We start from the raw sequence: 26,994 nt of genomic DNA, 5'->3' as shown, positions 1-26,994 counted from the left end.
TCCACCTACGGATGCTCAACACGCGGGGCATGACGAGCGGGCCCGTACACACCAAGGCGCGAGGTGCATACGGGCCCTCCCCCGGCCTTCGGCCGGGGGTGCCGCCGAGGAGCCGGGCCGCGGGGGCGGTCAGACGGTGGTCTTCACCGACTCCTGGTCGTCGTCCTCGCTGAGTTCACCGGCGTTGCGGGCGCGGACGAACTCCAGGAAGGAGTTCAGTTCGCGCTTGACGACGGGGGCGAGGAGGTAGAGACCGATGATGTTGATGACGGCGAGCGTGAAGAGCACGGCGTCGGCCAGGTCGATCAGCGTCTGCAGGGTGAGCAGCGAGCCCGCGACGGCGAAGACGGTGTAGACGACCTTGTACACCAGCTCGCTGGCCCGGCTGCGGCCGAAGAGGTACGTCCACGCCTTGAGGCCGTAGTAGCCCCAGGTCAGCACCGTGGAGAGGGCGAACAGCAGCACCGCGACGGTGAGGACGTACGGGAACCAGGGCAGGACCGTCTCGAAGGCGTCGGAGGTGATCGTGACGCCGCTGATGCTTGCGTCCTCGCGGGCGGCGGCCCAGCTGGCCGGGTTGGCGATGACGATGGTCAGCGCGGTCATCGTGCAGATGACGACGGTGTCGATGAACGGCTCCAGCAGGGCGACCAGGCCCTCGCTCGCGGGGTGCTTGGTCTTCACCGCGGAGTGGGCGATGGGGGCGGAGCCGAGACCGGCCTCGTTGGAGAACGCCGCGCGCTTGAAGCCGATGATCAGCGCGCCGAGCACACCGCCGGCGACGCCCTCGGGGTTGAAGGCGCCCTCGATGATGGTGCCGACGGCGTCCGGGACGGCGGTGACGTTGACCAGGATGACGGCCAGGCAGGCGGCGATGTAGATGCCCGCCATGGCCGGGACGAGCCTGCTGGTGACGTTGGCGATGGAGCGGATGCCGCCCAGCAGCACGATGCCGACGAGGGCCGCGACCAGGATGCCGAAGAACAGGGCGCCGGCGGAGGAGCCCACCGCGCCGTCCTCGCCGCCGGTGACGGAGACCAGCTGGGCGTAGGACTGGTTGACCTGGAAGAGGTTGCCGCCGAAGAGGCCGAAGAACAGCACCATGGCGGAGGCGAGGACCGCGAGGACCTTGCCGAGGGTCTTGCCGTTCTTGCCGAAGCGCTCGGCGAGGCCCTTGGGCAGGTAGTGCATCGGGCCGCCGGAGACGGTGCCGTCGGCGTGCACCTCGCGGTACTTCACGCCGAGGGTGACCTCGACGAACTTGGTGGCCATGCCGAGCAGACCGCACAGGATCATCCAGAACGTGGCACCGGGGCCGCCGATGGAGACGGCGACGGCCACACCGGCGATGTTGCCGAGGCCGACCGTGCCGGAGACGGCGGCGGTCAGGGCCTGGAAGTGGTTGACCTCACCGGCCGACCCCTTCTCGTCGTACTTGCCGCGCACGACGTCGATGGCGAGCTTGAACTTGCGGACCTGGACCAGCCCGAACCAGGACGTGAAGACCAGACCGGCGACCACCAGCCACGCCACGATGAGGGGCAGGTCCGTACCGGCGACCGGGACGGCGTAGAAGACGACTTCCCCGAGCCAGGTGGCTATGGGCTCGAAGAATCCGCTGACTGCTTCGTCGACGGAAGTGGTGATGGAGACGAGTGACACGGTGGCTACCTCGATGGCGCGGTACCGACCCAGGGGAAGCTGTGCCGGGAAGATCTGCGGTCTTTGAGCGAACGCCGTTGTCCGATCGGCGACTCGGGGAGCGCGCGGTCCGCGGACTCGGACCGTGACCACCCCGGTCGTACTGCCGGCCTGTGCGCCGACGCTCCACCGGGCGGCGAGGGGTGATGCCACCTGCGGAGTTGCGCAGTTCTACCACGATCATCACAGGGTCATTGGTGATGTAGATCACATAGCCCTGTGTATTTCGGAGAAGTGCCAGCGAGAGAGGCCAGACCGTTATCCGGCGAGTCGGATCCGTGTATCGGACACTTGGTTTCGGCTGCGGCGTGCGGTGATGGCGGTACAGCGGTATCACAGGCTCTTGGCGGGCCGGTCCAGCAGGCGGACGGCGACGGCGGCGGCGTGAAGCGCGCAGCGGTGAGCTGGATCGGCCGCATGCATGCCGGTGGGGTGCGGGTGCGTTTCAGCCGGTAGGTCAGGGCGCGAATGCTCAGGGAGAGCCGTCGGTCGACCCGGGCGGCGACACAGCCGGAGTCGAAGCGCGAGGTGCTGGTGTGTCGAGGAGCGACTGGCCATTTTCGCCAGCGGTGACGAGCGGACTCGGGATGCGCTGCACGAGGTCGGTCCATGGCTTGGCGGTAGCGGATGGGAACGAGGCGGTGGGCATGCCGGCGGCGCGCAGCACAGGGCCGTGAGACAGGACGGTCCGCGAGTTCCAGCGTGACGAACGCCTCCTCGCAGGAGCGGACGACTCCGCCGGGGCCGGGCCGAGGGCGGCCACTGGCGACGCGGCGGCCGTCGGTCGCGGTGTGCGCCTGCTCCGCGCAGCGGGACGGCGTCCGGTGATGTGGTCGAGCACGTACTCATCGGCACCCGCACTTGGGCATGGCCCGGAGTCCATCTGACGGCCGCTCGTCAAGTAGAAGAAGCTGCGCCGACCCGGTCTGCGCTCCGCCGCCCGGTGCCGCGGGCGGCGGAGCGTACGTCCTCCCCGTCAGGGCGCTGCTCACGGCGAACTCGCACCAGTACGGTGATCCCGTAAGTCCTCGCTGCCTCCGGTCCGTCGACGCCGGTTACGCGGACGCCGAGGGCGGTATCCGCACCCTTCGCCATGGTCCCGGTGTCCTCGCGTCCCTGTTCATGCGACCTCACATGCGGATGTCGGCGGCGCGCAGGCCACCGGGATGACGTGACGTACGCCCCGGCAGCCGCCCGGCCTCGCCCCCGTCGGCCGGACGGGGCACTGCCCACCGGAGGAAGCCCGTCGCTTCCCCAGGTGGGCCCGGACCGGCGCACCGTCATCCGTCCGCCACCGAGGGGACGACGGCGACGGGACAGTGGGCCGTGTGCAGGACCTCGCTGCTCACCGAGCCGAGGAGAAGCCTGCGCAGGCCCGTTCGCCCACGGGAACCGACCACCAGCAGATCGGCCTGCCCGGACAGCTCCGTCAAGTGCGTCGCCGGACGCGCCCAGTCGATACGCACCCCGACCGGCACGTCCGGATACCGTCCGCTCATCCCGGCGATCCGCTCGTCGAGCAGGCGCCGGGCGCTGTCCTCGGTCTCGCGCGCCGCGGGCTCGACTCCGGTGAGTCCCCCGGTGACTCCGCCCGGAGCAGGCAGCAGCGCGGGCAGGTGGAGGGCGTGGACGACCTGGAGGTGGGCCGCCCGGCGGTCCGCCTCCGCGAACGCGAACTGCACCGCCTCGGATGCGTCGTACCCGGATTCGTGCACGAGGTCGACACCTACGACGACGCGTCCGCTCGGGGGCTCGACCGGTGCACCGGGGCGCATCACCAGCACCGGGCACCGGGCGTGCGTGGCCACCTGGAGGCTCACCGAGCCGAGGGGCAGGCGCGGGAAGCCACCGCCGCCGCGATGTCCCAGCACCACGAGGCACGCCTCCGCGGAGCGTTCCACCAAGGTCCCGGCTGGATCGCCGAGGGGCAGTTCTCCCGCCACGGTCAGGCCGGGGAACGCGGTCCGGGCCACCTTCTCGAACCGGTCCACCAGTGCCGCGCTCCGCTGGACGGCGGACCGGCCTTGGGCAATCTTCTCCTCCGCGTCGCCGAAGGGGCCGGGCAGCCGGACCGCGTGGGCGATGTGCAGGGGGACATCGCGCATAGCGGCCTCTCGGGCCGCGTACCGCACGAGGGTGCCCTGGCCGTCGACGTCGTCCACCCCGACGATGACGGGTTTCGTGTCAGCCATCTCGTCTCCCAGGAGGCCCGGCGGTGATCTGGGCCGTCACCGGAACGCCGGCGTCGATGACGGGTCCGGCCGGTGAACTCCCTCTGGTCGGCGTGGCCGACGGGCCCCGTGGTCCGGCGAAGGACTGGGTACCCCAGGTCCGGTGCGCGAAGCGCGGAGTCCGGAAGCCGCAAGGCTCTTGGAGCCCGTTCGAGGCGATGCCCCGAGGAGAGGACGGCCGACTCATGTGTCACCACGGCCGAACGGCGTACGACGCGTCACACTGAGCACGATGGAGGCGGCCAGGACGGTGACGATCACCGCGAGGCTGAGGAGGGAGTGCACCTCGGGTACGGCGGGGCTGATCAACTCGTGCGACGCCTGCAGGACCAGCTTCACACCGATGAACGCCAGGATCAGTGCCAGGCCCTTGTTGAGGTACCGGAACCGGTCCAGCAGTCCGGCGAGCAGGAAGTACAGGGCGCGCAGCCCGAGGATGGCGAAGGCGTTGCTGGTGTACACGATGAAGACGTCGTCGCTGACGCCCAGGACGGCGGGGACGCTGTCCACGGCGAAGACCAGGTCGGCGCCCTCGATCGCGGCGACGACGGCGAGCAGCGGAGTGGCGACGAGCCTGCCGTCCTCCCTGACGAAGAACCGGGCACCCTGGTAGTCGTCCCGGACCGGGACGACCTTGCGCAGCAGCCGCACGGCGATGCTCCTGCCGGGGTCGACACTGTCGTCCGCCCTGGTGAGCATCGTGTACGCGCTGTAGAGGAGGAGGGCGGCGAAGACGCACAGGACGGCGGTGAAGCGGTGGACCACCGCCACCCCCGCGGCGAGGAAAACGCCCCGGAACACCAGGGCGCCCAGGACCCCGAGGAAGAGCACGCGGTGCTGGTAGGCGCGGGGCACCTGGAAGTAGCCGAAGATCAGGGCGAAGACGAAGAGGTTGTCGACCGACAGACTCTTCTCCAGCAGCCACGCCGTCGTGTACTCCACTCCCGCGGTGGTGCCCACCACGAGGAAGACGACGAGGCCGAAGACCACGGCCAGGGCCACCCAGAGCCCGCTCCAGGCGGCGGCCTCCCGGAAGCCGATGACGTGTGCCTGCCGGTGCGCCAGGAGGTCGACCGCCAGTGCCAGCACAACGGTGACGGCGAACACCGCCCACAGCCACAGCGGTACCTCGTACACGAGCGCCCCCTCTCAGGCCCGGGTGACCGGCGGTCGTTGTCTCGTGTCCGTCACGACCGCCGGGGGCGACCGGGCGAGCCGTCGTCGCGGGCCGTACGACGACCGCCGCGGGACGGGCCGCGGCCGTGGCCGAGGGCGCCGAGCCCGTCCGGCGTCACCGCGGGGCGGCGACGACCACCGCGTAACTGCCGACTCCGAGGAGTGCGTCGCCGGGAATCCGTTCCTCGTCGGTCAGCAGATGACCGATGCGACCTGACCGCTCGTCGAAATCGATGCCGCGCACGGTGCCCTTGGTGCTGTCTCGGTCAGTACCGGTTTCCCGATGGGATCGTGGAACGAGTGGGCGGGATCGCCGGGATCGATGTTCTTCTCGTCGCGGATACGGCCGGCCCCGTCGACGGTGACCGCGTCCGGGCCGAAGGAGTACATCTCACTCCAGTCTAGGACGTGGTGTCCGCGGCCTCGCGTCTTGAGACGCAGGCCGGAGACGCGCGCCGGTGACGCGGCGACGGTGCAGGCGGTGACCGTCCCGACCGTCTCGGCCGTGGTGAGGTCCATGACGGCCCTGCCCTGGGCCTTGGTCAACAGCATCGGTCAGTTCTCCTGCCGCATCGGTCAGTTCTCCTGCCGGTCGTACCGGAGGCGGTCGCGCAGGCTCTGCACGGCGGTGCCGAACCCTCCGAGATCACCCGCGCTGTGCTCCGCGGTGGCGTCCGGAACGAGCACACGGTCTCCGGAGACGGTGACGGGGCCGTCCACCGGCAGCAGGACGCGACGACGGTCGGCGGTCTCGATCTCGTACCCCGCCACCACCGGCGTCCTGCCTGTCTCCACCACGGCGTCGGTGACGACGCCCAGCCGTGTGCCGCCGCGGGTCGTGATCGCGGAGCCCAGTACGTTGCCGCCGCCCGTCCGGCCCGTGCCCGGCCGGGCGGCCGCGTCGTCCTCCTCCAGGGCGGTCTCGTCGCGCACCATGACCACGTGCGGGCCCAGGGCATGGACGTTGCTCCACAGGAGGGCACGGTGCAACGGGCCCGCCAGCAGGCCGCGCCCGGCGAGGGTGAAGCAGCGGATGCTGCCCGTCGAGGCGTCGAAGACGAGGTCCTTCACCTTGGCGGAGGCGCCGGTGTCGAGGGCGAACATGAACGGCCCTTCGCCTCCGATGCTCACGGGGACGAAGGCCAGTGTCATGCCTTCCTGCTCCACGACCCTGAGCGGTACCTCGCGGGTCGTCTCCGAAGCGGTGCGCGGCGCATCCGTGCCGTCGCGTTCTTCCTCCACAGTGCAGCCGACGAGAAGCAGAGCGGCCAGAGGAACCGCCACGAGGTTCCGGCTCATCCGTCGGCACCTCGTGGCGGGAACTCCGTGGTTCCGCATGCCCGTTCGGCCGAGGTGTCCACCGCCTGCCCGCCTGAACTGCTGCAGCGCCGGCGTCGCCCTTCAAGCCTTCTGCAGGCGGCATACAGGTGGCGCCCGACACCGAGGGCCGATCCTGGAGTCCAGGGTCGGTGTGGCCGGGCGCGGCGGGCCGTCCGTTCAGGCGTCTTCGGCGTCCGTACCCGTGCCCGGACGTCACTCCGTGGGCTGGAGCCACTCCGTCGTGGGCTGGAGCACCGCCTCCGACAGTGCGCGGGTGCGCAACTCCGTCACGGCCTGGTACTCGGGATCGGCCACCATGCGGCTGAACGCCTTGCGGTCCGGGTAGCGCACGAGGATCACCGCGTCCCACGCCTGGCCGTCCTCGGCCACCAGTGCGGCACCGCCGGTCCCGGCGTACAGCACCTGCCCGCCGTAACGGGGAAGGAACGTTTCTCGCAGATGCCGTGCGTACTCGTCGCACAGTGCCCTGCCGCCCGGCGCGAAGCGCAGCAGGTTGAGCATCGTCACCGGGCCGCCGGGATCCTCGGCGAGCAGGTTCTTCAGCCGGGCGCCAGTGGGATCGACCGCCACGAGATGCCCCCTTCGCAAGCGTCGTCGCCCGCAGGACGCGGACTGCCGGGCGCCCGAGCATACCGGACGGTACGTCAGGTGGGGCAGACAGAGTGGGCGCAGCCGGGAAACGGGGCTGATACAAGATCAGGCACGGGCAGGGCGGGTGACCTCTCTCTGCGTACCGCAAGCATCAGTGAAGGACCACTTTCCCCTGGTGCCGGCCGACCGCTGCCTGTTCATCGCGGGCGGCATCGGGATCACCCCGCTGCTGCCGATGATCCGGCAAGTCGAAATGACGGGCGCTGAGCGGCAGTTGCTGTACGACGGCCGTACCCGCGCCTCGATGGCGTTCCGCGCGGACCTCACGCACGCCTGCGGCGGCCGCGTGCACCTCGACCCCCAGGACGAGTGCGGCCCGCTGGACCTGGCCGCGTGGCTGAACGAACCGCTGTCCGCGACCAAGGTGTACTGCTGCGGTCCGGCCCCTCTCCTGGCCGCAGTCCGGGAGGCGTGTGCCCACTGGCCCGGCCACAGCCTGCGTACCGAACGGTTCACCGCCGCGGACCGGTCCGAGCCCGTGCGCCGGACGCCCTTCGAGGTGGAACTGCGGCGCACCGGCCGTACGGTGACCGTCACCCCGGACGTCTCCGTGCTGCAGGCTGTGCGCGGGGCCGGCGCCGAGGTGCTGTCCTCCTGCGAACAGGGAACCTGCGGCACCTTTCTCGTCCCGGTGCTGGAGGGCACCCCCGACCACCGGGACGCGGTCCTGGCCGACCATGAACGCGCGGCGGGCGACCGCGTGATGCCCTGCGTGTCGCGCTCGCGCTCCGACCGCCTGGTCCTGGACCTCTGAGCGTTCTCGACCGGCAGCCGACCTGAGCCGCGTGCTGCCGAACCCGCGATCACCGCCGCCTCGAACTCCTCCGACCCGAGCCGCCTTTCATGGAGCCGCCATGACCGAGACAGCAGCCGTTCCCGCGTCGCCACCGATCAGTGACGCCGACCCGTTCGCCGCCGAGTGCCTGGCACACCCCGAGCCGCTGCACCGGCGGTTGCGCGAAGCCGGCCCCGTCGTCCGCCTGTCCCGTTACGACGTACACGTCCTGGCCCGTCACCAGGAAGTGCACGCCGCCCTCGTCGACTGGCAGGCCTTCCAGTCCGGTGCCGGAGTCGGACTGGCCGGTTTCCGCCACGACGACCCCATGATCATCACCGGCCGCAAGGCCACCCGGAGCCACCAACTCACCGATGCCGAGAAGGAAGCGAACCGGCTGGTCAGCCGCGAACGCGCCGCCGTCGAGCACGGGTTCGCCCACCTCAAGTCTTGGCGCATCCTGACCAAGGTCCGCACGAACGCCCGCCACGCGACCACCCTCCTGCGGGCCCTCCTCGTCCTCGCGAACACCGGGTCCAGAGGTGACCGACGATCACCCCCGCAGTGGTCATGATGCCGACCGGCGGGAATCCGTCGCTCCCGGACCGCACCAGCCCCACCCCCAGCCCCGCGAGCTGCGGAATCAGGATGAAACGGTCCCACTGGTCGTTCGCGGTGTTCGCCGTACCTATCCAGTACCTGAGCGGCGAGCGTCGTCCAGGACGTCACGCAGTGCCCAGTAGGCGGGTTTCGCCTCGTACGTCGCGTCCCAGGGAAGAGCGTTCCCCGGACTCGGGGGATAGTGTCGCAGGTCAGCCGTGGAGCCGTACTTGTCGGTGAAACCCCAGGTCGAGAACGAGGTGCAGTTGGGTTCTTCGCCGCAGACCGCGAGTTTCCCCGCCAGCTGGCGGGCCTGGACGTCCTCTTCGTCCTCGTCGACGAGGACGTCCGCCTCCGAGACCCGGGCCTTCAGGCCGAGCCCGGCCAAAGCCCGGACCTTGCGTCGGAAGACCTCGGGGTCGGTACGGTCGCCGACGGCGTACTCGTGGTCCTGGAAACCGACGCCATCGATCGGAACGCCCCGTTCCTTCAACCGGATCAGCAGCGCGTAGAGGGCATCCCAGCGTGGACCGTCCTCCTCCACCCCGTACTCGTTGAGGTACAGCACCGCGTGCGGGTCGGCCTCGCGGGCAGCATGGAAGGCGATGTCGATGTACTGCTCACCCATCGCTTCGAACCACAACTGTGGCCGCACGCCCCGGTTGCCGTTGGAGTAGTCCTCATCCTCGTCGGACATGGGCTCGTTCACCACGTCCCATTCCGCCACCTTCCCCCGGAAGTGGCCCGCTACCGCGCGTATGTGCTCCACCATGACGCGCCTGCGTTGCCCGTGCGTCATCTCGGCGCGCATCCATGCGGGCAGGGCTTCGAACCAGACGAGGGTGTGGGCGTGCACCTTCATCCTGTTGGCCTCGGCGAAGTCCACCAAGACATCGCCTTCCGCGAACGCGAACACGCCGCGTCGAGGCTGGACGAACTGCGGCTTGAAGTCGTTCTCCGGCGTCAGCATGGAGAACTCCTCACCCGCCGTCCGGCGGTAGGCGCTGTCAGTCAGCAAGGGCCCCGCGGCCAGGGCGGTTCCCATACGGATCGGGCGTGGGAGAACCGCCGCCAGATCACGCATCGCATCGCTGGACCGGGGCACTCGCAGGCCAGGCGCGTCCACGACGGACATCCGGCCCCGTCCCAGTGACCGCGCGTGGAGATCGCTGAGGGTCCAGCCCTTCCCGCGGGCTCCCGCATCCGCGCCGAACCAGATGCGGCCACTGCCGAAGACGTCCCGCGCGGGAACGGTTCCCACGACCCTGCCGTCGGCCTCCAGCACAAGCCTGTTTGCGCGGACTTCGACGGCGAGGCGGACTTCGAGCCCCAGGCCGCTCCCGAAGGTCCGGGTCATCGCAGGTCTGTCGGAGTCCCCGTCCCAGCGGTCGATCCGGAGCCTCCCGCCGACCACGCCGATGCGCACGCCGCGCCGTTCGTAGCGCCATTCGTCGTAGATGACCGGCGTCTCACCGTACAGATGCAGGTAGGCATCCGTGTCATCCGTGCGCCGCAGGCCGGCTTCGATCCGGACATCCCCTCGGAACACCATGTGGGGACCGCGCAGGTTCACCGGTGGGTTCGGCTGTCCGCCGGTACCGTCCTGGCGTGTGATGCGCCGGTCGAGGGGTGTGATTCGTACCCCTGCGTGCGTGGGCTTCCCGCCGGCGAAGTGAGCCCAGTCCCTGCCGTTCAGGAGGTCCTCCACAGGTCCCCCCGCGGGCACGGAGGTGCCGGCACGGTCCCCCGAGACACCAGCGACCAAGGCACACACAACCGCGATGACAGCGCCCTTTCGAAACCGCATGAACAGCAGCACTCCGTATCTCAGCCCGTCTTCCGACGGCATCGCCGCCCTCAGCCACACCGTCGCCGAGCACCGTCCTCTCCAGCCGCGGCGAGAACGGTGCGCAACCGATCGCGCCGCCCCGCTGTGACTGATCGCCATTGTCCCAGGTGCGAGTGAGGGACCGTCGGCCGAGGACCGTTCGGGAACGACGGCCGGCGAGCGGTCGGTACGGTCGGCGGTGGGCCGGTACGGTCGGCAATGGGACCGTTTCATCCTGATTCCGCAGCTCGCGGGGCTGGTGTGGGCGTGGCCGAGTCGCTCGTTCCCCACCTCTCCCGTTCCTGATGTTCCGTCAGGTAAGTCGGCATCTGATCGGCATCAGTCCCCGAACTGTCCGAGACGGCTACCCGGACAAGCGCCTGGTCTGCGGCGTCACCACAGCCTGCCTCGCACAGAAGCCCAGGTGGGAAGCCCGCTCGGTACGGTGCACGATGTTCTGCAAGGTCTTCGACCGGGAGGCGTGCCCGTGTACAGTAAAGACAGCCCTTGACCTGCACAAAGCGGGCAGGGAGCCGTCTTCCAGGAGTCCAAAAGTGCTGCGTACTCTGTTCAAGTCCAAGATCCACCGGGCCACCGTGACCCAGGCCGACCTGCACTACGTCGGGTCCGTGACCATCGACGCCGATCTGCTCGACGCGGCCGACCTGTTGCCCGGCGAGCTCGTGCACATCGTCGACATCACCAATGGCGCCCGGCTGGAGACGTACGTCATCGAGGGCGAGCGGGGCTCGGGGGTCATCGGGATCAACGGGGCCGCCGCCCACCTCGTCCACCCCGGCGACCTGGTGATCATCATCAGCTACGCCCAGGTGACCGACGCCGAGGCACGCACCCTGAAGCCGCGGGTCGTGCACGTGGACGGTGACAACCGGATCGTGGCGCTGGGCGCGGACCCTTCCGAGCCGGTACCCGGTACGGACCAGGAGCGCAGCCCGCAGGCCGCCGCGGTCTGAGCGCCGCGACCGGGGCACGGTGCCCAGGTGCGGGACCGGGCCGCACGGCGGATCATTCGTCCCGCCACGGAGTGAGTGTGCGCGCGGCACGGGGGTAACCGGGGAAAGGTCCAGAGCCGACGCAGTGAATGGCGGGAGGACCCATGACTAATCCGTATCCCGACCCCGTGCCGCCGGGACCCACGCCCGGGCCCACGCCGGGTCCTCCCGGTCCCGGCCCGGAACCCGCTCCGCCGAACCCGACCCCACCGGGGCCGAAGCCAGACCCGGTCCCGCCCGGTCCGAGCCCAGACCCGGTCCCGCCCGGTCCGAGCCCCGACCCGGTTCCGCCGGGTCCCGCTCCGGACCCCGTCCCGCCGGCGCCGGACCCGGACCCGATTCCCCCGGGTCCCGGCCCGGACCCGGCCCCGCCCGGCCCCGGGCCGACCCCCGACCCGGGCCCGCTGCACACCTGAGCGGACACCGGATCGCCGCGGACGGACGGGCCGGGGGCCCGGGTGCGGACATTCCCGCACCCGGGCCCCCGGCCCGTCCGGGCCCGCGCCGCGCTCGGGCCGCCGGCATGACCGGGCCAGGTCCGGTCCGTTCACCGGCAGGTCCGGCTACCGGCCCGCGCCGGGCTCAAGGGCCCGCCGGCCGGGTGCCCGAACCCCGGGCCGACCCCGGACCCGGGGCGCTGCGCACCTGAGCGGACGCCCGATCGCCACGTACGAAAAGGCCGGTGGCCCGGGCGCGAACTTTCCGCGCCCGGGCCACCGCCGTACCCGCACCAGGGCCGGTCCGGTCACCGGCCGGCCCGCGCCGGTCGGACGGGCCCGCGCCGGTCGGACAGGCCCGCGCCGGTCGTGCGGCCCGCACCGATCGGACGGCCCAGGCGCCGAACCAGGCGCCGCTCGTCAGGCCTCGACCTCGGAGCGGTCGCCGCCCCACAGCGTGTGGAACGCGCCCTCGCGGTCGGTGCGCCGGTAGGTGTGTGCCCCGAAGTAGTCCCGCTGCCCCTGGACCAGGGCGGCGGGCAGCCGCTCGGCGCGCAGGGCGTCGTAGTAGGCGAGCGCCGCCGAGAAGCCGGGCGTCGGCACGCCCTGGCGGGTGGCCGCGACCAGTACCTCGCGCCAGTCGTCCTGAGCCGCCGCGATCTCCTGGGCGAACGTCTCGTCGGAGAGCAGGCTGGGCAGGTCCGGCCGGGCGTCGTAGGCGGCGCGGATGCGGTCCAGGAACGCCGCCCGGATGATGCAGCCGCCGCGCCAGATGGAGGCGACGGCGCCCAGGTCGATGTCCCAGCCGTACTCCTCGCTGCCCGCGGCGATCTCGTGGAAGCCCTGCGTGTACGACACGATCTTCGACGCGTACAGCGCCTGCTCCACCCGGTCCGCGAACGCGGCCGCCTCCGCCTCGCTCAGCGCGGTGGCCGTCGGGCCGGCGAGGGAGCGCGACGCCTCGCGCAGCGCCGCGTGCCCCGACAGGGAGCGCGCGAACGTGGCCTCCGCGATGCCCGACACCGGAACGCCCAGGTCGAGCGCGATCTGCACCGTCCAGCGGCCGGTGCCCTTCTGCTCCGCCTGGTCCTGCACGACGTCCACGAACGGCTTGCCGGTCGCCGCGTCGACGTGGGCGAGGACCTCCGCCGTGATCTCGATCAGGTACGAGTCGAGCCGGCCGGTGTTCCAGGTGCGGAAGATCTCCGCGATCTGCGCGGGGGAGTAGCCCGCGACGTCGCGCAGCAGCTGGTACGCCTCGGCGATCAGTTGCATGTCCGCGTACTCGATGCCGTTGTGCACCATCTTCACGAAGTGACCGGCGCCGTCCGGGCCGACGTGCGTCACGCACGGCGCCCCGTCCGCGGCCTTCGCGGAGATCTTCTCCAGCATCGGACCGAGGGACGCGTACGACTCCTCCGACCCGCCCGGCATGATGCTCGGCCCGTTCAGGGCGCCCTCCTCGCCGCCGGAGATGCCCGTGCCGACGAAGTGGATGCCCTGCTCGCGCAGTGCGGCCTCGCGCCGGCGGGTGTCGGCGAAGTGCGCGTTGCCACCATCGATGATCATGTCGCCGGGCTCGAGGAGCGGGGCGAACTCCTCGATCACGGCATCGGTCGGCCCGCCGGCCTTCACCATGATGACCAGGCGCCGGGGCCGCTCCAGCGCCGCCACGAACTCCTTCGCGGTCTCCGCCGCGATGAAGTCGCCCTCGTGTCCGAACTCCTTCACCAGCGCGTGCGTGCGCGACGCGGTGCGGTTGTGCACGGCCACCGTGTAGCCGTTGCGCGCGAAGTTGCGCGCGAGATTGCTTCCCATGACCGCGAGGCCGGTGACGCCGATCTGGGCTGTGCTGCTCATGCGGTGTTCTCCTGATGGTTACCGGAAAGTGGGGTGCCGGGACGACCTGGTGGGTGATGTCGGCAGCGGCACATTCCGGGGAAACGGGGATCTCGGGGGATGTCGGTGAAAAGGTGTGATCGGGGTAATCGGTCTATCCGGCGTCAGCGTGATCGACAGCGCCGTTCTTGCTCGTCAGCAGTATTGCCGCTCCGTCCGTCCGCCCTCCTCGCTCATGGCCCTCCTTCGGCCATACCACTTCTTCGGCCATATTGCCGCTGCGCTCCCGCCGGTGTGTCCTGACGCAGACGGTGCCGTGCGGCTTGCCTGCGGGGAATGAATACGCAGGAAGAACCGCGCGCGTCTCGGATTTCTTCCGGGACGAGGGACGTTTCCCGGTCATCCCGAGCGCCCCGGCGGCTGGATCGGTGTCTTGTCATGGCCTGTTCTCTGCGTTTAGCTTTGCGGCTCCTGGCTACATGAGGGGGCATTTCATGGCCGTACGCGGTCGGCACCGCCGGTACCAGCCGAACAGGATCAATCGCGCCTCGCTCACCGTCACGGCGGGCGGCGCGGGGATGGCGCTTCCCCTCGTGGGCACCGGAGCCGCGGAGGCGGCCGACGTGGACACCTGGAACAAGGTCGCGGCCTGCGAGTCGAGCAACGACTGGAACATCAACACCGGCAACGGCTACTTCGGCGGCCTGCAGTTCAGCCAGTCGACCTGGGAGGAGTTCGGCGGCACGGCCTTCGCGCAGCGCGCGGACCTGGCCTCCAGGGAGCAGCAGATAGCCGTCGCCGAGAAGGTCCTCGACGGGCAGGGCCCCGGGGCCTGGCCCGTCTGCTCGGACCGGGCGGGACTCGCCCGCGGCGGGGCGGCCGCGGGGGACGACCCGTCGGGCGCCCCGGCCGCCGCACAGGCCTCGACCCGGACCCAGCGCACCCTGCGGGACGTCACCCCGCAGACCACACCCCAGTCGCAGGCCGGCAGCGCGCAGATGTACACCGTCGTACGCGGCGACACGCTGTACGGCATCGCCGACGCCCGTGACGTCCCCGGGGGCTGGAGCCGGCTGTACGAGGGCAACCGCAAGACGATCGGCGCCGACCCCGACCTGATCGTCCCGGGACAGCGGCTGAACCTGCGGCCCGCGCGCGACGGTGCGAAGGCCGACGACAAGGCTTCGGGCAAGGGCAAGGGCAAGGGCGAGGGCAAGGCGTCGACGGAGAGCGCTCCTTCGGGGCAGGGGCAGAAGAAGGCGCCCGAGGCCGCGCCCAAGGCGGGGAAGGCGCCCGAGGCCGAGAGGACGACCGGGAGCGAGGGGGCGGCGAAGGGCGTGACGTCCGCGCAGAACACGGCCTCCAAGTCCATGGTCTCCCCGGTGAAGGGCGGCACGGGCACGCCCTACCGCGCCTCCGGACCCTCCTGGTCGAAGGGCTACCACACGGGCGTCGACTTCCCCGTGCCCACCGGCACCTCCGTGCGGTCGGTGAAGTCCGGGAAGGTCGTGACCGCCGGCTGGGGCGGGTCCTTCGGCTACCAGGTGGTGGTCCGGCACTCCGACGGCCGGTACTCGCAGTACGCCCATCTGTCGGCCATCTCCGTGAGGTCCGGGCAGAGCGTGAGCACCGGTCAGCGCATCGGACGCGTCGGGTCCACCGGCAACAGCTCGGGTCCGCACCTGCACTTCGAGATCCGCACGGGGCCCGGGTTCGGCAGCGACATAGACCCCGTCGCCTATCTGCGCAAGGGCGGGGTCAAGCTCTGAGCAGCGCCGCCGCGTCCTTCAGGACGCCGCCGGAGAGCGGTGCCGGTCGAGGACGCTGACAGGCAGCCCGTCGGGAACGTGGGAGCCGTGGCGGCGCGGGTACGTGCCGCCCGGCTCCCCGTCGCCGTACGGGCTCTCCCGCCGGGCCGGTGGCACCGGTGCCGTCATCCGGCGGGTGCTGGTGGGTGTCGCGGGTGTCGCGGGTATCGCGTCGGCGGACCGCATGCCGAGGACCGCGAGCAGCTCGTTCACGGAGGCGGGCCCGGCACCGGCCGCCACCCCACCGCGTATCGCCACCGCACCGCGTATCGGCACCCCGCCGCGTATCGGCACCCCGCCGCGTATCGGCACGGCGCCTGCAGCCCCGGTGCGGGGCGGCCCCGCGCAGGCCGGTCCCGCACCGGCCGGTCCCGCACCGGCCGGCTCCGGCCTCGCGCCGGTCGGCGCGGATCCGGCGTCGTCCGTGCCCGGTTCCTCCGGCTTCGGCCCGTCCTCGCCCGCCCCCGTCGCCGTGCCGACCGCCGGCTCCGGCCGCTCCGCTGCCAGCCGTTCCGTGGTCAGCAGGATCAGCCCGCCCGCGGCGACGACACCGCAGCCCAGCGCGAGAACGGTCCCGGTCGTGCCGTGGCGGAAGGTCTCGCCGAACATCGTGATGCCGACCGCCGCCGCCACCACCGGGTTCACCACGGTGAGCGTGGCCAGCGGAGCGGCCAGCCCCGCGCCCCGGTAGGACGCCTGGGACAGCAGCATGCCGGCCGTCGCGAGAACGCCTATCAGTACCAGGCTCGGCCATGCGTCCGGGCCGGTGGAGACACCGCCGGACCAGTCCACCGCGACCGTCTTCGTGAACACCGAGGACATGCCGAAGGCGACCCCGGCCGCCAGCGCCAGCAGCGTGCTGCGCACCGCCGGGTGCCGGTGCGCCGTGCGGGCCGCCGTCATCAGCGCCACCACCGCGCCGCCGGTCACGGCCGCGGCCACCACGCGCTGGGCGCCGTGCAGGGACTGCGCCTCGGCCGTGCCGACCAGCGCGAGCAGGCCCGCGAGGCCCACCGTGGCCATGACCGCGCCCCGCCAGGCGGTCGCCCCGGCCCTGCGGCCCACGAACACCGCGGCCATCGGCAGCGCGCACACGATCGTCAGCGCGCCGAGCGGCTGCACCAGGCTCAGCGGACCGTAGGCCAGCGCCGCCACGTGGAGCACCCCGCCGAGGCCGTTCAGCGCCACGGCCGCCCACCAGCCCGGGCGGCGCACCGGCGCGTACGAACGGCCGGGGGAGGACACCGCGACCCGCTCCTGCACGATCGCGCCGCCCGCGTACACGACGGCGGAGACGATCTGCAGCAGCACGGACAGCGCGAGCGTGCTCATCAGCCGCTCCTCCGCGAGGTGCGGAGGCGCTCGGCCCGGCGTGGCGAAGGGGCGGAATCCATGGTGTCCACGATGCCTCGCAAAAGTGTTCACGTCGTCGTCCCTGAGCACTCATCCGGGCCTACTACCGTGGGAGTAGAAGGACCGCCCCGTCATACCCAAGGGGGGCGCCCCCTTGAGGGATGCCCTGATGAGGTCGGTCGGGGTCCTTGGTAGTACTGCCTCCTGTGAACCTCGACCCCGACCTCACCGCGCTCGGCACGCTCGGCGGCTTCTTCGTCCTGCGTACGGGAGAACCGCCTCAGGGATCCCTGCCCACCCTCGTCCGGGCGTACGCCGCCCGGAAGGGCGACGGCGCGGGCGCACGGGAGGCCCACGGGGACCCGGTGGCCGCCCGCGTGCGCAAGGTCGCCGGCTCCCTCCGTACGTCCGAGACAAGGGTCGCGGCCTCGGTGGCGCACCAGGGACTCGTGGCCCGGCTGTGGTCCGTGGCGCTCGGCTCGGTCGCCGTGTACGGTCACGTGCCCGACCTCGCTCCGCGGCTGCTGCGCTGGGACCCGGAGGCCGGCGCCCCCGACGACCTGTGGCTGGCCGAGGTGCGGTTCCTGCCCGCCGACGCGCTCGGCGACCTCGTACGGGACCGGCACCTGGCCCCGCTGGCTGCGGTCCTGCGGGCCCGCTTCCGGCTGCCGGACGGGTTGCTGCGGGGCAACGCGGCCTCCGCGCTCACGGGTGCCGTGCGGCAGATCGACCGATGGGCGCGCACGGGGGCTCACCCGGAAGCGGGCGACCGGGCACGCGCCGTCGCCGCGGAGCTGCTCGCGCACCCGTTCCTGTCCGGCACTCTCGACCCCGTCACCCTGCGCCGCCGTAGCTGCTGCCTGTACTACCGGGCGCCCGGCGGCGGCGTGTGCGGCGACTGCTGCTTCGACCGCCCGCCCCGCCGGTGCGACAGATGACAGAAGACGGCAGACAGATGACAGGAGACAGGAGACAGGAGACAGGAGACAGGAGACAGGAGACAGGAGACGAGAGACGGGTGACAGGAGACGGCAGACAAATGCCGGGAGACAGGTGACAGGAGACGGGTGGCAGGAGACGGGTGGCAAGTGACGGGTGGCAGGTGACGGGAGACGGGTGACGGGTGGCACGAGACGGGTGGCACGAGACGGGTGGCACGAGACGGGTGGCACGAGACGGGTGGCACGAGACGGGTGACACGAGACGGGTGACAGAAGACGGGAGACGGGAGACGGAGACAGGTGACACGACGGCGCACGGGTTCCGGTTCGCGTCCCGGTGCAACCGGCCACCGAACCGGCGGAACCCGCCACTCCACCCCGATCCGACCGGGCCGCACGCCCGTCCAGCCCGGCCGACCAGGTACGGAACCGTGCCTGCTCCGTGCGCGCCCGGCGGTGCTCTTCCGCAACCGTCGGAGCTGGGTCACCATGTGGGGACCAACCGCTGAGGCACCGCTGAGACAGGGGGGTTCCGGGTGCGTGTCGGCCTGCTGACCCGGGAGTACCCGCCGGACGTGTACGGCGGTGCGGGCGTCCACGTCGAGTTCCTGGCCCGGGAGCTCAGGTCGCTGACCGAGCTGGACGTGCACTGCTGGGGCGAGGGCGCCGCGGGCGGAGTCGTCCGGCACCGGCCCTGGTCCTCGCTCGACGGAGCCAACGACGCGCTGCGCACCTTCTCCGTGGACCTGTCGATGGCGGCCCGCCTGGAGGACCGCGAACTCGTCCACTCGCACACCTGGTACGCCAATCTCGCCGGCCACCTCGCCAAGCTGCTGTACGGCGTTCCGCACGTCATGACCGCCCACTCGCTGGAGCCGCTGCGCCCGTGGAAGGCCGAACAGCTCGGCGGCGGGTACGAGCTGTCCGGCTGGGCCGAGCGCAGCGCGATCGAGGCCGCCGACGCGGTGATCGCCGTGTCCGCCGCCATGCGCGAGGACATCCTCATCTGCTACCCGGCGCTGGACCCGGCCAGGGTCCACGTGGTGCACAACGGCATCGACACCTCCCTGTACCGGCCGGACCACGGCACGGACGCCCTCGACCGCGTGGGCCTGGACCCGGCGCGGCCCTACGTCCTGTTCGTCGGCCGGATCACCCGCCAGAAGGGCGTGCCCCAACTGCTGCGCGCCGCACGGCACATCGACCCCGCGGCGCAGCTCGTGCTGTGCGCGGGCGCGCCCGACACCCCGGAGATCGACCGGGAGTTCCGCGAGCTGTTCCGCGAGCTGAAGGCCGTACGCGAGGGAGTGCACTGGATCCCGCAGATGCTCCCGCGCGCGGAGGTCGTCCAGCTCCTCACGCACGCCGCCGTGTTCGTGTGCCCGTCGGTGTACGAACCGCTGGGCATCGTCAACCTGGAGGCGATGGCGTGCGGGACCGCCGTCGTCGGCTCGCGCGTGGGGGGCATCCCGGAGGTGGTCGAGGACGGTGTGACCGGGCTGCTCGCCGACCCCGGGGACGGCTTCGAGGAACGGCTCGCGCACGCCCTCGACACGGTGCTCGCCGACCCGGGGACCGCCCGGCGCATGGGTGCGGCCGGACGGGAGCGCGCGGTACGGGAGTTCGGCTGGGACGCGGTGGCCCGGCGTACCGTCCGTCTGTACGAGGAAGTCGTCAAACAGGGGTACTAGCACCAGGGGGTACCGGCGGGAGTGGCGGCGGGTACCGGCCAGGGCATCAGAGAGTCCGGCCGGGGCATCAGAGAAGCGGAGCCGGACAGCACGACCGGGCGTAGAGGGGCGGGCGGCATGCGCGGTGGACCTTCGGTGTTGGGGATAGTGCTGGCGGGCGGGGAGGGCAAGCGGCTGATGCCGCTGACCGCCGACCGCGCGAAACCCGCGGTGACCTTCGGCGGCACGTACCGCCTGATCGACTTCGTGCTCTCCAACCTCGTCAACGCGGACATCCTGCGCATCTGCGTGCTGACGCAGTACAAGTCGCACTCGCTGGACCGGCACGTCACCACCACCTGGCGGATGTCGAGCCTGCTCGGCAACTACGTCACCCCGGTCCCGGCCCAGCAGCGGCTCGGCCCGCACTGGTACCTCGGCAGCGCGGACGCGATCCACCAGTCGCTGAACCTGATCCACGACGAACGGCCCGACTACGTGGCGGTGTTCGGCGCCGACCATGTCTACCGCATGGACCCGCGGCAGATGCTCCGGCAGCACGTCGAGAGCGGCGCGGGCGTCACGGTCGCCGGGATACGGGTGCCGCGCGCCGAGTCGCGGTCGTTCGGGGTGATCATGCCCGGGTCCGACGGCCGGACCGTGGAGCGGTTCCTGGAGAAGCCCGCCGATCCTCCGGGCCTCCCCGACGACCCCCAGTGCGTGTTCGCGTCGATGGGCAACTACCTGTTCACCACCAAGGCCCTCGTGGACGCGCTGCACCGCGACGCCGAGGACGAGGACTCCGTGCACGACATGGGCGGCTCGATCCTGCCCCAGCTCACCGAGCGGGGCGAGGCGCAGCTGTACGACTTCGGCACCAACCACGTGCCCGGCGAGACCAGCCGCGACCAGGGCTACTGGCGTGACGTGGGCACCCTGGACGCGTACTACGAGTCCCACATGGACCTCATCGCCGAGCGTCCCGCCTTCAACCTCTACAACCGCCAGTGGCCCATCCTCACGACCTCGGGGCAGCTCTCCCCGGCCCGCTTCAACGCCGGCGGCATGGCGAGCGAGTCGATCATCAGCGCGGGATGCCTGATCCGGGGCCAGGTGACGCGGTCCGTGCTGTCGCCGGGGGTGGTGGTCGACCCGGGAGCGGTCGTGCAGAACTCGGTGCTGCACGACAACGTGCACGTCGGCAGGGGCGCGGTCGTGCGCGGTGCGGTCCTGGACAAGAACATCGAGGTACCGCCGGGCGCGGCCGTCGGGGTCAACCCCGAGCGGGACGCGGAGCTGTACACGGTGTCCAGGGGCGGAGTGATCGCCCTCGGCAAGGGCCAGCGCGTTCTGTGAGGGCCGTGCCGGTCCGGTCTCTGGACGGGAAGTGGAATCCGTGTTGTCATGCTCAGGTCCTGAAGTCCTTTACAACGATGTAACCGATGTAACGGTGTGCAGGACCCGAAGCATCTGAGCAACGAGCCGCCACCGCTTCCTCGAAGGAGAGGATCCGTGCGCACAAGACGACTCGGAGACCGACTCGCGCTACTGCTCGCCGCGGCGCTCGGCGTCACGGGGCTGACCGCAGCGCCCGCCGCCACCGCCGCCGACGACCCCGTGGAGATCCACGGCCTGAAGGGCGAGTACTACACCCACTCCGCCAAGGGCGCCTTCGACTTCCACGAGCTCAAGGCCACCGTGTTCGACCCCGACCTCGACTTCGGGAACCTGGAGCCGAGGCTGTCCTTCGCCACCGGGCAGTCGGACGACGTCAGCGTCCGCTGGACCGGCAGCCTCGTGCCGGAGGAGACCGGCGCCCACACCTTCTCCGTCATCGGCGACAACGGCTTCCGCCTCTGGATCGACGGGAAGCTCGCCATCGACCACTGGGTCGACGACTGGGACCGGGAGCAGACCGCCGAACCGGTCGAGCTGACGGCCGGGCAGCCGGTGGACATCAAGGTCGAGTACTTCGAGCACTACGGAGGCTCCAACCTCCATCTGCGCTGGACACCGCCCGGCGGCGCCAAGGAGCCCGTCCCGCAGTCGGCGTTCCGGCTGCCCGCGGACTTCGACTACGACGGACCGGTCGCGGCCGAGGTCGTCGCCTCCGGCCGCACCCTGAAGCTCGACTTCGCCAAGGACCTCGCCGCGCCCCCGGCCGGTTTCACCGACCACCTCGACGCGGTGATCGGCGGCGCCACCTGGCCGCTGGGCTCGGCGACGGTGGACCCGGCCGACCCCACGGCCCTGCTCGTCGCGCTCGACGAACCCGTCGTCGGCAACAAGACCGGTACGGCGCGCGGCAGCGCCGACGTCCGTTACGACGGCGAGGGCGGCCTCGCCGACAGCGACGGCAACGTTGTCAAAGAGTTCCTGACGAGCGGCGTCAACCGCTCCACGCACGAGCTGCGCACCCGCTGGGCCGACGAGGTGGGGCCGGACAACGCGCTGCCCGAGTACCCGCGCCCGCAGCTGACCCGCGGCGACTGGCGGAACCTCAACGGCCGCTGGCAGTTCGCCGCCGCCGAGGAGGGCGAGCAGCCGCCCGTCGGGAAGAACCTGAAGGAGCGCATCCTCGTCCCGTACCCGGTGGAGTCCCAGCTCTCCGGCATCCAGCGGCACGAGGACCGCATGTGGTACCGCCGCACCTTCACGGTCCCGAAGGACTGGCGCATCGGCAGGGCGGACCAGCGGCTGAAACTGAACTTCGGCGCCGTCGACTGGCGGAGCGAGGTGTACGTCAACGGCACGAAGGTCGCCGAGCACAAGGGCGGCTACGACAAGTTCAGCGCCGACATCACCGACGCACTGAAGCCCGGCCGCACCCAGGAACTGATCGTCGGCGTGTACGACCCGACGGACGCGGCGAACGGCGAGAACCCGCCGGTGGGCAAGCAGCGCCTGGACCCGAGCGGCATCTGGTACACCCCGTCCTCCGGCATCTGGCAGACGGTGTGGATGGAGCCGGTCGCCGCCGACCACGTGGACAACCTCAAACTGGTACCCGACGCCGCGGCCGGCACGGTGACCGTCGAGCCGCAGGGCGTGCGCGACGGCGTACGGGTCACGGCGACGGCGTACGACGGCAGGCGCAAGGTCGCCACGGTGAGCGGCCGCACGGGCGAGCCGCTGACCCTGAAGATCAGGAATCCCAGGCTGTGGTCCCCGGACGACCCCTTCCTGTACGACCTGAAGGTGACCGTCGGCGCCGACCGCGTCGGCAGCTACTTCGGTCTGCGGGACATCTCCGTGGAGCAGGTGGACGGCGTCCCGCGCACCATGCTCAACGGTGAGCCGGTCTTCCTGATGGCCACCCTCGACCAGGGCTTCTGGCCCGACGGCCTGCACACGGCGCCCACCGACGAGGCCCTGGCGTACGACCTGGAGCTGCACAAGGAGCTCGGCTACAACTCCGTGCGCAAGCACATCAAGGTCGAGCCCGACCGCTGGTTCTACCACGCCGACCGGCTGGGCCTGCTGGTCTGGCAGGACATGCCCGCGACGGCCGCGGGCCGGACCCCGTCCGCGGCGGCCCGGGCCCAGTACGAGAGCGAGATGAAGGAGATGATCGACGAGCACATCAGCAGCCCGTCGGTCGTCATGTGGGTCACCTTCAACGAGGGCTGGGGCCAGTACGACGTGGGGCGCGTCGCCGAGCAGGCGAAGGCGTGGGACCCGACCCGTCTGGTCAACAACCAGTCGGGCCTCAACCTCGGCGCCGACGGGGGCGCCGGCGACATCATGGACGAGCACGGCTACCCCTCGCCCGCCCTGCCGCCGTCCCCCGACGGCAGGCGCGCCCTGGTCACGGGGGAGTACGGCGGTCTGGGGCTCGGGGTGCCTGGGCACGCCTGGTCCGTCCAGATGTCGTACGTCGACGTCGACCCCGCGACGTACACCGACGACTACCTCACCAAGCTCGACGAGGTGCGGTCGCTCGTCTGCCGGGGCAGCAACGGCGCCGTCTACACCCAGATCTCGGACGTCGAGGGTGAGCTGAACGGGCTGACGACCTACGACCGCGCGGTGGTCAAGCCGGACGTGGAACGGGTCAGGGCCGCGCACGAGGCGCTGATCGGCGACGCGTCCCGGCCGGCTCCGGCGGGGTGCCCGGCGTCCTGACCCCGGCGCGCACTCCGGTGCGCGGCGCGACGCGGGACCCGTGAGCCCGGCCCGCCGGCATGTCCGGCGGGCCGGGCTCACGGCCGGCGCGCGGCCGGTGACCCGGACGGCCCGCGGCCGTCCGGGTGGGGTGTGCCGCCGCGCGGGGTGTCACCTGCGGTGACATCGCCGCAGGTGTCCCAGGAATCCCATGCCTTTCGGAAGATCGGGACGTAATCCGTTGTTAACTGAGCGTAGCTTGATCGTACTTGACCGTAATTGCCCTTCGGCGATTGACTGCTGAGCTCACCCGTCGTCGACGCGAGAGCAAGCCATTGACTTCCGACCTGCTCGCACCACTCGACCTGGCGTTCTGGAACATCGAGTCATCCGAGCACCCCATGCACCTGGGCGCGCTGGGCGTCTTCGCCGCGGCCTCGCCCACCGCGGGAGCGCTCGCGGCGGACCTGCTCGCCGCCCGCGCCGCCGGGGTGCCCGGACTGCGCATGCGGATCCGCGACGTGTGGTTCCCGGACCTGCGGCTGCCGCTGGCGCTCGGGGGCGCGGCCCGTGAGCCGGCGGACGACTTCGACCCCTTCGAGCACGTCCGGCTGCACGCGCCGACCGCGAACTTCCACGCGGTCGCGGGCCCGCTGATGCAGCGCCCGCTGGAGCGCGGCCGGCCGCCGTGGGAGGCGCACGTCCTGCCGGGCGCGGACGGACTGTCGTACGCCGTGCTGTTCAAGTTCCACCACGCCCTGGCCGACGGACTGCGCGCGCTGACGCTCGCCGCCGGGATCCTGGACCCGATGGAGCTGCCCGAGCCCCGGCCGTGCCGCCCCGAGCCCTCGCGCGGTCTCCTCCCCGACGTGCGCAAACTGCCGGGGCTGCTGCGCGGAGCGCTCTCGGACCTGGGCCGCGCGCTCGACATCGGCACCTCCGTCGCCCGCCACACCTGGAACGTCCGCTCCACGGCCGCGTTGACCTCCGAGCCCACCGGCACCCGGCACACCGCCGGGGTGGTCGTCGACCTCGACGACGTGCACCGGGTGCGCAAGACCGTCGGGGGCACCGTCAACGACGTGCTCATCGCCATCGTCGCGGGCGCCCTGCGCCGCTGGCTCGACGAGCGCGGCGACGGCAGCGAGGGTGTCGCGCCGCGCGCGCTGATCCCCGTCTCCAGGCGCCGTCCGCGCACCGCCTACCCGCAGGGCAACCGGCTCTCCGGGTACCTGATACGGCTCCCCGTCGGCGACCCGGACCCGCTCGGGCGGCTGCGGACCGTCCGCGCGGCCATGGACCGCAACAAGGACGCCGGGCCCAACCGGGGCGCGGGCGCCGTGGCGCTGCTCGCCGACCACGTGCCCGCCCTCGGGCACCGGCTGGGCGGACCGCTGGTCAGCCAGGCCGCCCGGCTGTGGTTCGACATCCTTGTCACCAGCGTGCCGCTGCCGAGCCTGGGCCTGAAGCTGGGCGGCTGCCCGCTCACCGAGATCTACCCCCTCGCCCCGCTCGCGCGCGGCCAGTCCCTCGCCGTCGCGGTGTCGACCTACCGCGGGCGCGTGCACTACGGGCTGGTGGCCGACGCGCAGGCCGTGCCGGACCTCGACCTGCTGGCCAAGGCGCTGGCGCGGGAGGTGGAGGAGCTGCTGGCCGCCTGCGGTCCCTGAGCGCCCGCGTCCCGTTTTTGGCCGCCCGGCACACCGCTTCGTAGAATGCCCCGTTCGAACAGCGGGCGCGGCAGGAGCGCCGCGGGTGGATCTCAGGAACGGCAGTGCGATGACGGTGACAGAGGACGGCCGGGCGGCTCCGGCCGTGGACGAGGCGGCCGCCGCCCCGGGCGCGGACGAGGCGGCGCGCGGCCCCGGCGGCGAGGCGGCGGTGTCGTACGGCCCCGGCATCGACCCCGAGCGGCTCGCCGTCTGCCTCGACGTGCTGAAGGAGCTCGACGGCATCGAGGTCGACCATCCCGACGCGATCGCGGTGCGCCGGGCCACCTCGCACATCTACCGCACCGTCAAGCAGCGCCGCCGCCAGGAGCGCCGGGCCGCCAAGACCGCGCACGACAAGGCGGTCACCGAGGCCACCGCCACCGGTTCCGCCGAGCGCATCGACGACGAGACCGAGGGCATCCTGCCGTCCTCCCGCACCCGGAACGGGCAGCTCGCGGGGGTGCTGAAGCGCCCGCGGTCCTGCTACGTCTGCAAGACCCGGTACGTCGAGGTCGACTACTTCTACCACCAGCTCTGCCCGGACTGCGCCGCCGAGAACAGGGCCCGCCGCGACGCCCGCGCCGACCTCACCGGCAAGCGCGCGCTGCTGACCGGCGGCCGTGCCAAGATCGGCATGTACATAGCCCTGCGGCTGCTGCGTGACGGCGCCCACACCACCGTCACGACCCGTTTCCCCAACGACGCGATACGCCGCTTCAAGGCCCAGCCGGACAGCGCCGACTGGATACACCGGCTGAAGATCGTCGGTATCGACCTGCGCGACCCGGCGCAGGTGGTGGCCCTCGCCGACTCGGTTTCCGCCGAGGGCCCGCTCGACATCCTGATCAACAACGCGGCGCAGACCGTCCGACGCTCCCCGCAGGCGTACAGCGAGCTGGTCGCCGCCGAGTCGGCCCCGCTGCCCGCCGGTGAACTGCCCGCGGCCGAGGTGATCGGCACCTTCGGCTCCGGCGCCGTGGCCGCGCTGCCGGTCGCCGGGGGCGGCGCGCTGACCGCCCAGGACGTCACCGACCTCGCCCTCGTCTCCGGCTCGGCGTCCCTGGAGCGCATCGCGGCCGGGACGGCGATCGACGCCGGCGGCCTGGTGCCCGACCTGCACGACACCAACAGCTGGGTGCAGACCGTGGACGAGGTGACGCCGGTCGAGCTGCTGGAGGTCCAGCTGGCCAACTCGACGGCGCCCTTCATCCTGATCAGCCGGCTGCGCCCGGCGATGGCGGCCTCGCCGGCCCGCCGCACCTACGTCGTCAACGTCTCCGCGATGGAGGGCGTCTTCGACCGCGGCTACAAGGGGGCCGGCCATCCGCACACCAACATGGCCAAGGCCGCGCTGAACATGCTCACGCGCACCAGCGCCCAGGAGATGTTCGAGAAGGACGGCATCCTGATGACCGCCGTGGACACCGGCTGGATCACCGACGAGCGTCCGCATCCGGACAAGGTGCGGCTCGCCGAGGCCGGCTTCCACGCCCCGCTCGACCTGGTGGACGGCGCGGCCCGCGTCTACGACCCGATCGTGCGCGGCGAGCAGGGCGAGGACCTGTACGGCGTCTTCCTGAAGGACTACGCGCCGGGCAGGTGGTAGTCCCGCCGGACTCGGGACGGGCCCGCACGGCGCTCCGCCGGACGTGGGACTCCGTCCTGCTGAAAAAGGTGTCGAAGCGGTGTGGGATGGGGTGAAATGGGCGGGGGAACGACTTGAGACAGTTACCCGAACTTTTCAGCCCCATCGAGCGGGGGGCCGCTCATATGGGTAATGTGGAGCGGACGGACAGCGAGAAACGGGTGACACC

19 protein-coding genes are annotated in these 26,994 nt (G+C 71.6%); 10 read left to right on the top strand and 9 right to left on the bottom strand.

Annotated elements, in window-relative coordinates; genetic code table 11:
- Positions 1-129: 129 nt before the first annotated feature.
- From IEZ04_RS16665 to IEZ04_RS16640, 6 genes are all read right to left on the bottom strand, one after another.
- Positions 130-1,662, bottom strand: coding sequence for an alanine/glycine:cation symporter family protein (locus IEZ04_RS16665; protein WP_189217654.1), 1,533 nt, complete (start codon positions 1,660-1,662; stop codon positions 130-132).
- Positions 1,663-2,981: 1,319 nt separating this feature from the next.
- Positions 2,982-3,893, bottom strand: a complete 912-nt coding sequence (locus IEZ04_RS16660) for a universal stress protein (RefSeq protein ID WP_189217653.1) — start codon at positions 3,891-3,893, stop codon at positions 2,982-2,984.
- Positions 3,894-4,115: 222 nt separating this feature from the next.
- Positions 4,116-5,069: a TerC family protein gene (locus IEZ04_RS16655; RefSeq protein WP_189217652.1), complete on the bottom strand. Its 954-nt coding sequence runs from the start codon at positions 5,067-5,069 to the stop codon at positions 4,116-4,118.
- Between the two features lie 231 nt (positions 5,070-5,300).
- The gene (locus tag IEZ04_RS16650; RefSeq protein WP_229821070.1) at positions 5,301-5,660 is read right to left on the bottom strand and encodes a hypothetical protein; all 360 of its coding nucleotides are present in this window, start codon (positions 5,658-5,660) and stop codon (positions 5,301-5,303) included.
- 24 nt (positions 5,661-5,684) lie between these two features.
- Positions 5,685-6,407, bottom strand: coding sequence for a PRC-barrel domain-containing protein (locus IEZ04_RS16645; protein ID WP_229821069.1), 723 nt, complete (start codon positions 6,405-6,407; stop codon positions 5,685-5,687).
- A 234-nt stretch (positions 6,408-6,641) separates the two neighbouring features.
- Positions 6,642-7,019, bottom strand: coding sequence for a DUF1330 domain-containing protein (locus tag IEZ04_RS16640; RefSeq protein WP_189217651.1), 378 nt, complete (start codon positions 7,017-7,019; stop codon positions 6,642-6,644).
- 175 nt (positions 7,020-7,194) lie between these two features.
- Between IEZ04_RS16640 and IEZ04_RS16635 the strand changes: the two genes are divergently transcribed.
- Both IEZ04_RS16635 and IEZ04_RS34870 read left to right on the top strand, forming a co-directional pair.
- A complete protein-coding gene (locus IEZ04_RS16635; protein WP_229821068.1) occupies positions 7,195-7,854 on the top strand; it encodes a flavin reductase family protein in 660 nt (219 codons plus the stop codon).
- Between the two features lie 100 nt (positions 7,855-7,954).
- A complete protein-coding gene (locus tag IEZ04_RS34870) occupies positions 7,955-8,449 on the top strand; it encodes a transposase family protein (RefSeq protein WP_229821067.1) in 495 nt (164 codons plus the stop codon).
- A gap of 114 nt (positions 8,450-8,563) precedes the next feature.
- Here the strand turns inward: IEZ04_RS34870 and IEZ04_RS16620 are convergent, their stop codons facing one another.
- Positions 8,564-10,183 (bottom strand): endo-1,4-beta-xylanase, encoded by a 1,620-nt coding sequence (locus IEZ04_RS16620; RefSeq protein ID WP_229821066.1) that lies wholly within the window; start codon positions 10,181-10,183, stop codon positions 8,564-8,566.
- Positions 10,184-10,857: 674 nt separating this feature from the next.
- Here IEZ04_RS16620 and panD point away from each other — a divergent pair.
- Positions 10,858-11,277 (top strand): aspartate 1-decarboxylase, encoded by a 420-nt coding sequence (panD, locus tag IEZ04_RS16615; protein WP_189217650.1) that lies wholly within the window; start codon positions 10,858-10,860, stop codon positions 11,275-11,277.
- Between the two features lie 896 nt (positions 11,278-12,173).
- Here panD and gnd read toward each other — a convergent pair.
- On the bottom strand, positions 12,174-13,613 hold the full coding sequence (gene gnd / locus IEZ04_RS16610) for an NADP-dependent phosphogluconate dehydrogenase (RefSeq protein WP_189217649.1): 1,440 nt from the start codon (positions 13,611-13,613) through the stop codon (positions 12,174-12,176).
- 473 nt (positions 13,614-14,086) lie between these two features.
- On the opposite strand from gnd, the gene IEZ04_RS16605 reads away from it, so the two are divergent.
- Positions 14,087-15,361 (top strand): transglycosylase family protein, encoded by a 1,275-nt coding sequence (locus IEZ04_RS16605; RefSeq protein WP_189217648.1) that lies wholly within the window; start codon positions 14,087-14,089, stop codon positions 15,359-15,361.
- Positions 15,362-15,379: 18 nt separating this feature from the next.
- Here IEZ04_RS16605 and IEZ04_RS34865 read toward each other — a convergent pair whose 3' ends face one another.
- A complete protein-coding gene (locus IEZ04_RS34865) occupies positions 15,380-16,732 on the bottom strand; it encodes a DMT family transporter (protein ID WP_229821065.1) in 1,353 nt (450 codons plus the stop codon).
- A 227-nt stretch (positions 16,733-16,959) separates the two neighbouring features.
- Between IEZ04_RS34865 and IEZ04_RS16595 the strand changes: the two genes are divergently transcribed.
- The 6 genes from IEZ04_RS16595 to IEZ04_RS16570 all read left to right on the top strand — a co-directional run bounded on the left by IEZ04_RS16595 (position 16,960) and on the right by IEZ04_RS16570 (position 26,786).
- Positions 16,960-17,691, top strand: coding sequence for a (2Fe-2S)-binding protein (locus tag IEZ04_RS16595; protein ID WP_189217647.1), 732 nt, complete (start codon positions 16,960-16,962; stop codon positions 17,689-17,691).
- A 539-nt stretch (positions 17,692-18,230) separates the two neighbouring features.
- Positions 18,231-19,385 carry a glycogen synthase gene (gene glgA, locus IEZ04_RS16590; RefSeq protein ID WP_189217646.1) on the top strand — a complete coding sequence of 385 codons (1,155 nt, stop codon included), beginning with the start codon at positions 18,231-18,233 and terminating at the stop codon, positions 19,383-19,385.
- Positions 19,386-19,502: 117 nt separating this feature from the next.
- Positions 19,503-20,720 (top strand): glucose-1-phosphate adenylyltransferase, encoded by a 1,218-nt coding sequence (glgC, locus tag IEZ04_RS16585; protein WP_189217645.1) that lies wholly within the window; start codon positions 19,503-19,505, stop codon positions 20,718-20,720.
- A 156-nt stretch (positions 20,721-20,876) separates the two neighbouring features.
- Positions 20,877-23,489 carry a PA14 domain-containing protein gene (locus IEZ04_RS16580; RefSeq protein WP_189217644.1) on the top strand — a complete coding sequence of 871 codons (2,613 nt, stop codon included), beginning with the start codon at positions 20,877-20,879 and terminating at the stop codon, positions 23,487-23,489.
- A gap of 314 nt (positions 23,490-23,803) precedes the next feature.
- A complete protein-coding gene (locus IEZ04_RS16575) occupies positions 23,804-25,138 on the top strand; it encodes a wax ester/triacylglycerol synthase family O-acyltransferase (RefSeq protein ID WP_189217643.1) in 1,335 nt (444 codons plus the stop codon).
- 109 nt (positions 25,139-25,247) lie between these two features.
- Complete coding sequence (locus tag IEZ04_RS16570; protein WP_229821064.1) at positions 25,248-26,786, top strand: SDR family NAD(P)-dependent oxidoreductase; 1,539 nt, start codon at positions 25,248-25,250, stop codon at positions 26,784-26,786.
- Positions 26,787-26,994: the final 208 nt, after the last annotated feature.

The sequence above is a fragment of the Streptomyces ruber genome (genome assembly GCF_014648075.1).
Classification (GTDB): Bacteria; Actinomycetota; Actinomycetes; order Streptomycetales; family Streptomycetaceae; genus Streptomyces; species Streptomyces ruber.
This window is presented reverse-complemented; position numbering and strand designations above follow the sequence as displayed.

Excerpts from the sequence above, each read along its gene's own strand:
- IEZ04_RS16660 (WP_189217653.1), bottom strand. The coding sequence starts at position 3,893 with ATGGCTGACACGAAACCCGTCATCGTCGGGGTGGACGACGTCGACGGC.
- IEZ04_RS16650 (WP_229821070.1), bottom strand. The coding sequence starts at position 5,660 with ATGCTGTTGACCAAGGCCCAGGGCAGGGCCGTCATGGACCTCACCACG.
- IEZ04_RS16645 (WP_229821069.1), bottom strand. The coding sequence starts at position 6,407 with ATGAGCCGGAACCTCGTGGCGGTTCCTCTGGCCGCTCTGCTTCTCGTC.
- IEZ04_RS34870 (WP_229821067.1), top strand. The coding sequence starts at position 7,955 with ATGACCGAGACAGCAGCCGTTCCCGCGTCGCCACCGATCAGTGACGCC.
- gnd (WP_189217649.1), bottom strand. The coding sequence starts at position 13,613 with ATGAGCAGCACAGCCCAGATCGGCGTCACCGGCCTCGCGGTCATGGGA.
- IEZ04_RS16605 (WP_189217648.1), top strand. The coding sequence starts at position 14,087 with ATGGCCGTACGCGGTCGGCACCGCCGGTACCAGCCGAACAGGATCAAT.
- IEZ04_RS34865 (WP_229821065.1), bottom strand. The coding sequence starts at position 16,732 with ATGAGCACGCTCGCGCTGTCCGTGCTGCTGCAGATCGTCTCCGCCGTC.
- glgC (WP_189217645.1), top strand. The coding sequence starts at position 19,503 with ATGCGCGGTGGACCTTCGGTGTTGGGGATAGTGCTGGCGGGCGGGGAG.
- IEZ04_RS16570 (WP_229821064.1), top strand. The coding sequence starts at position 25,248 with ATGACGGTGACAGAGGACGGCCGGGCGGCTCCGGCCGTGGACGAGGCG.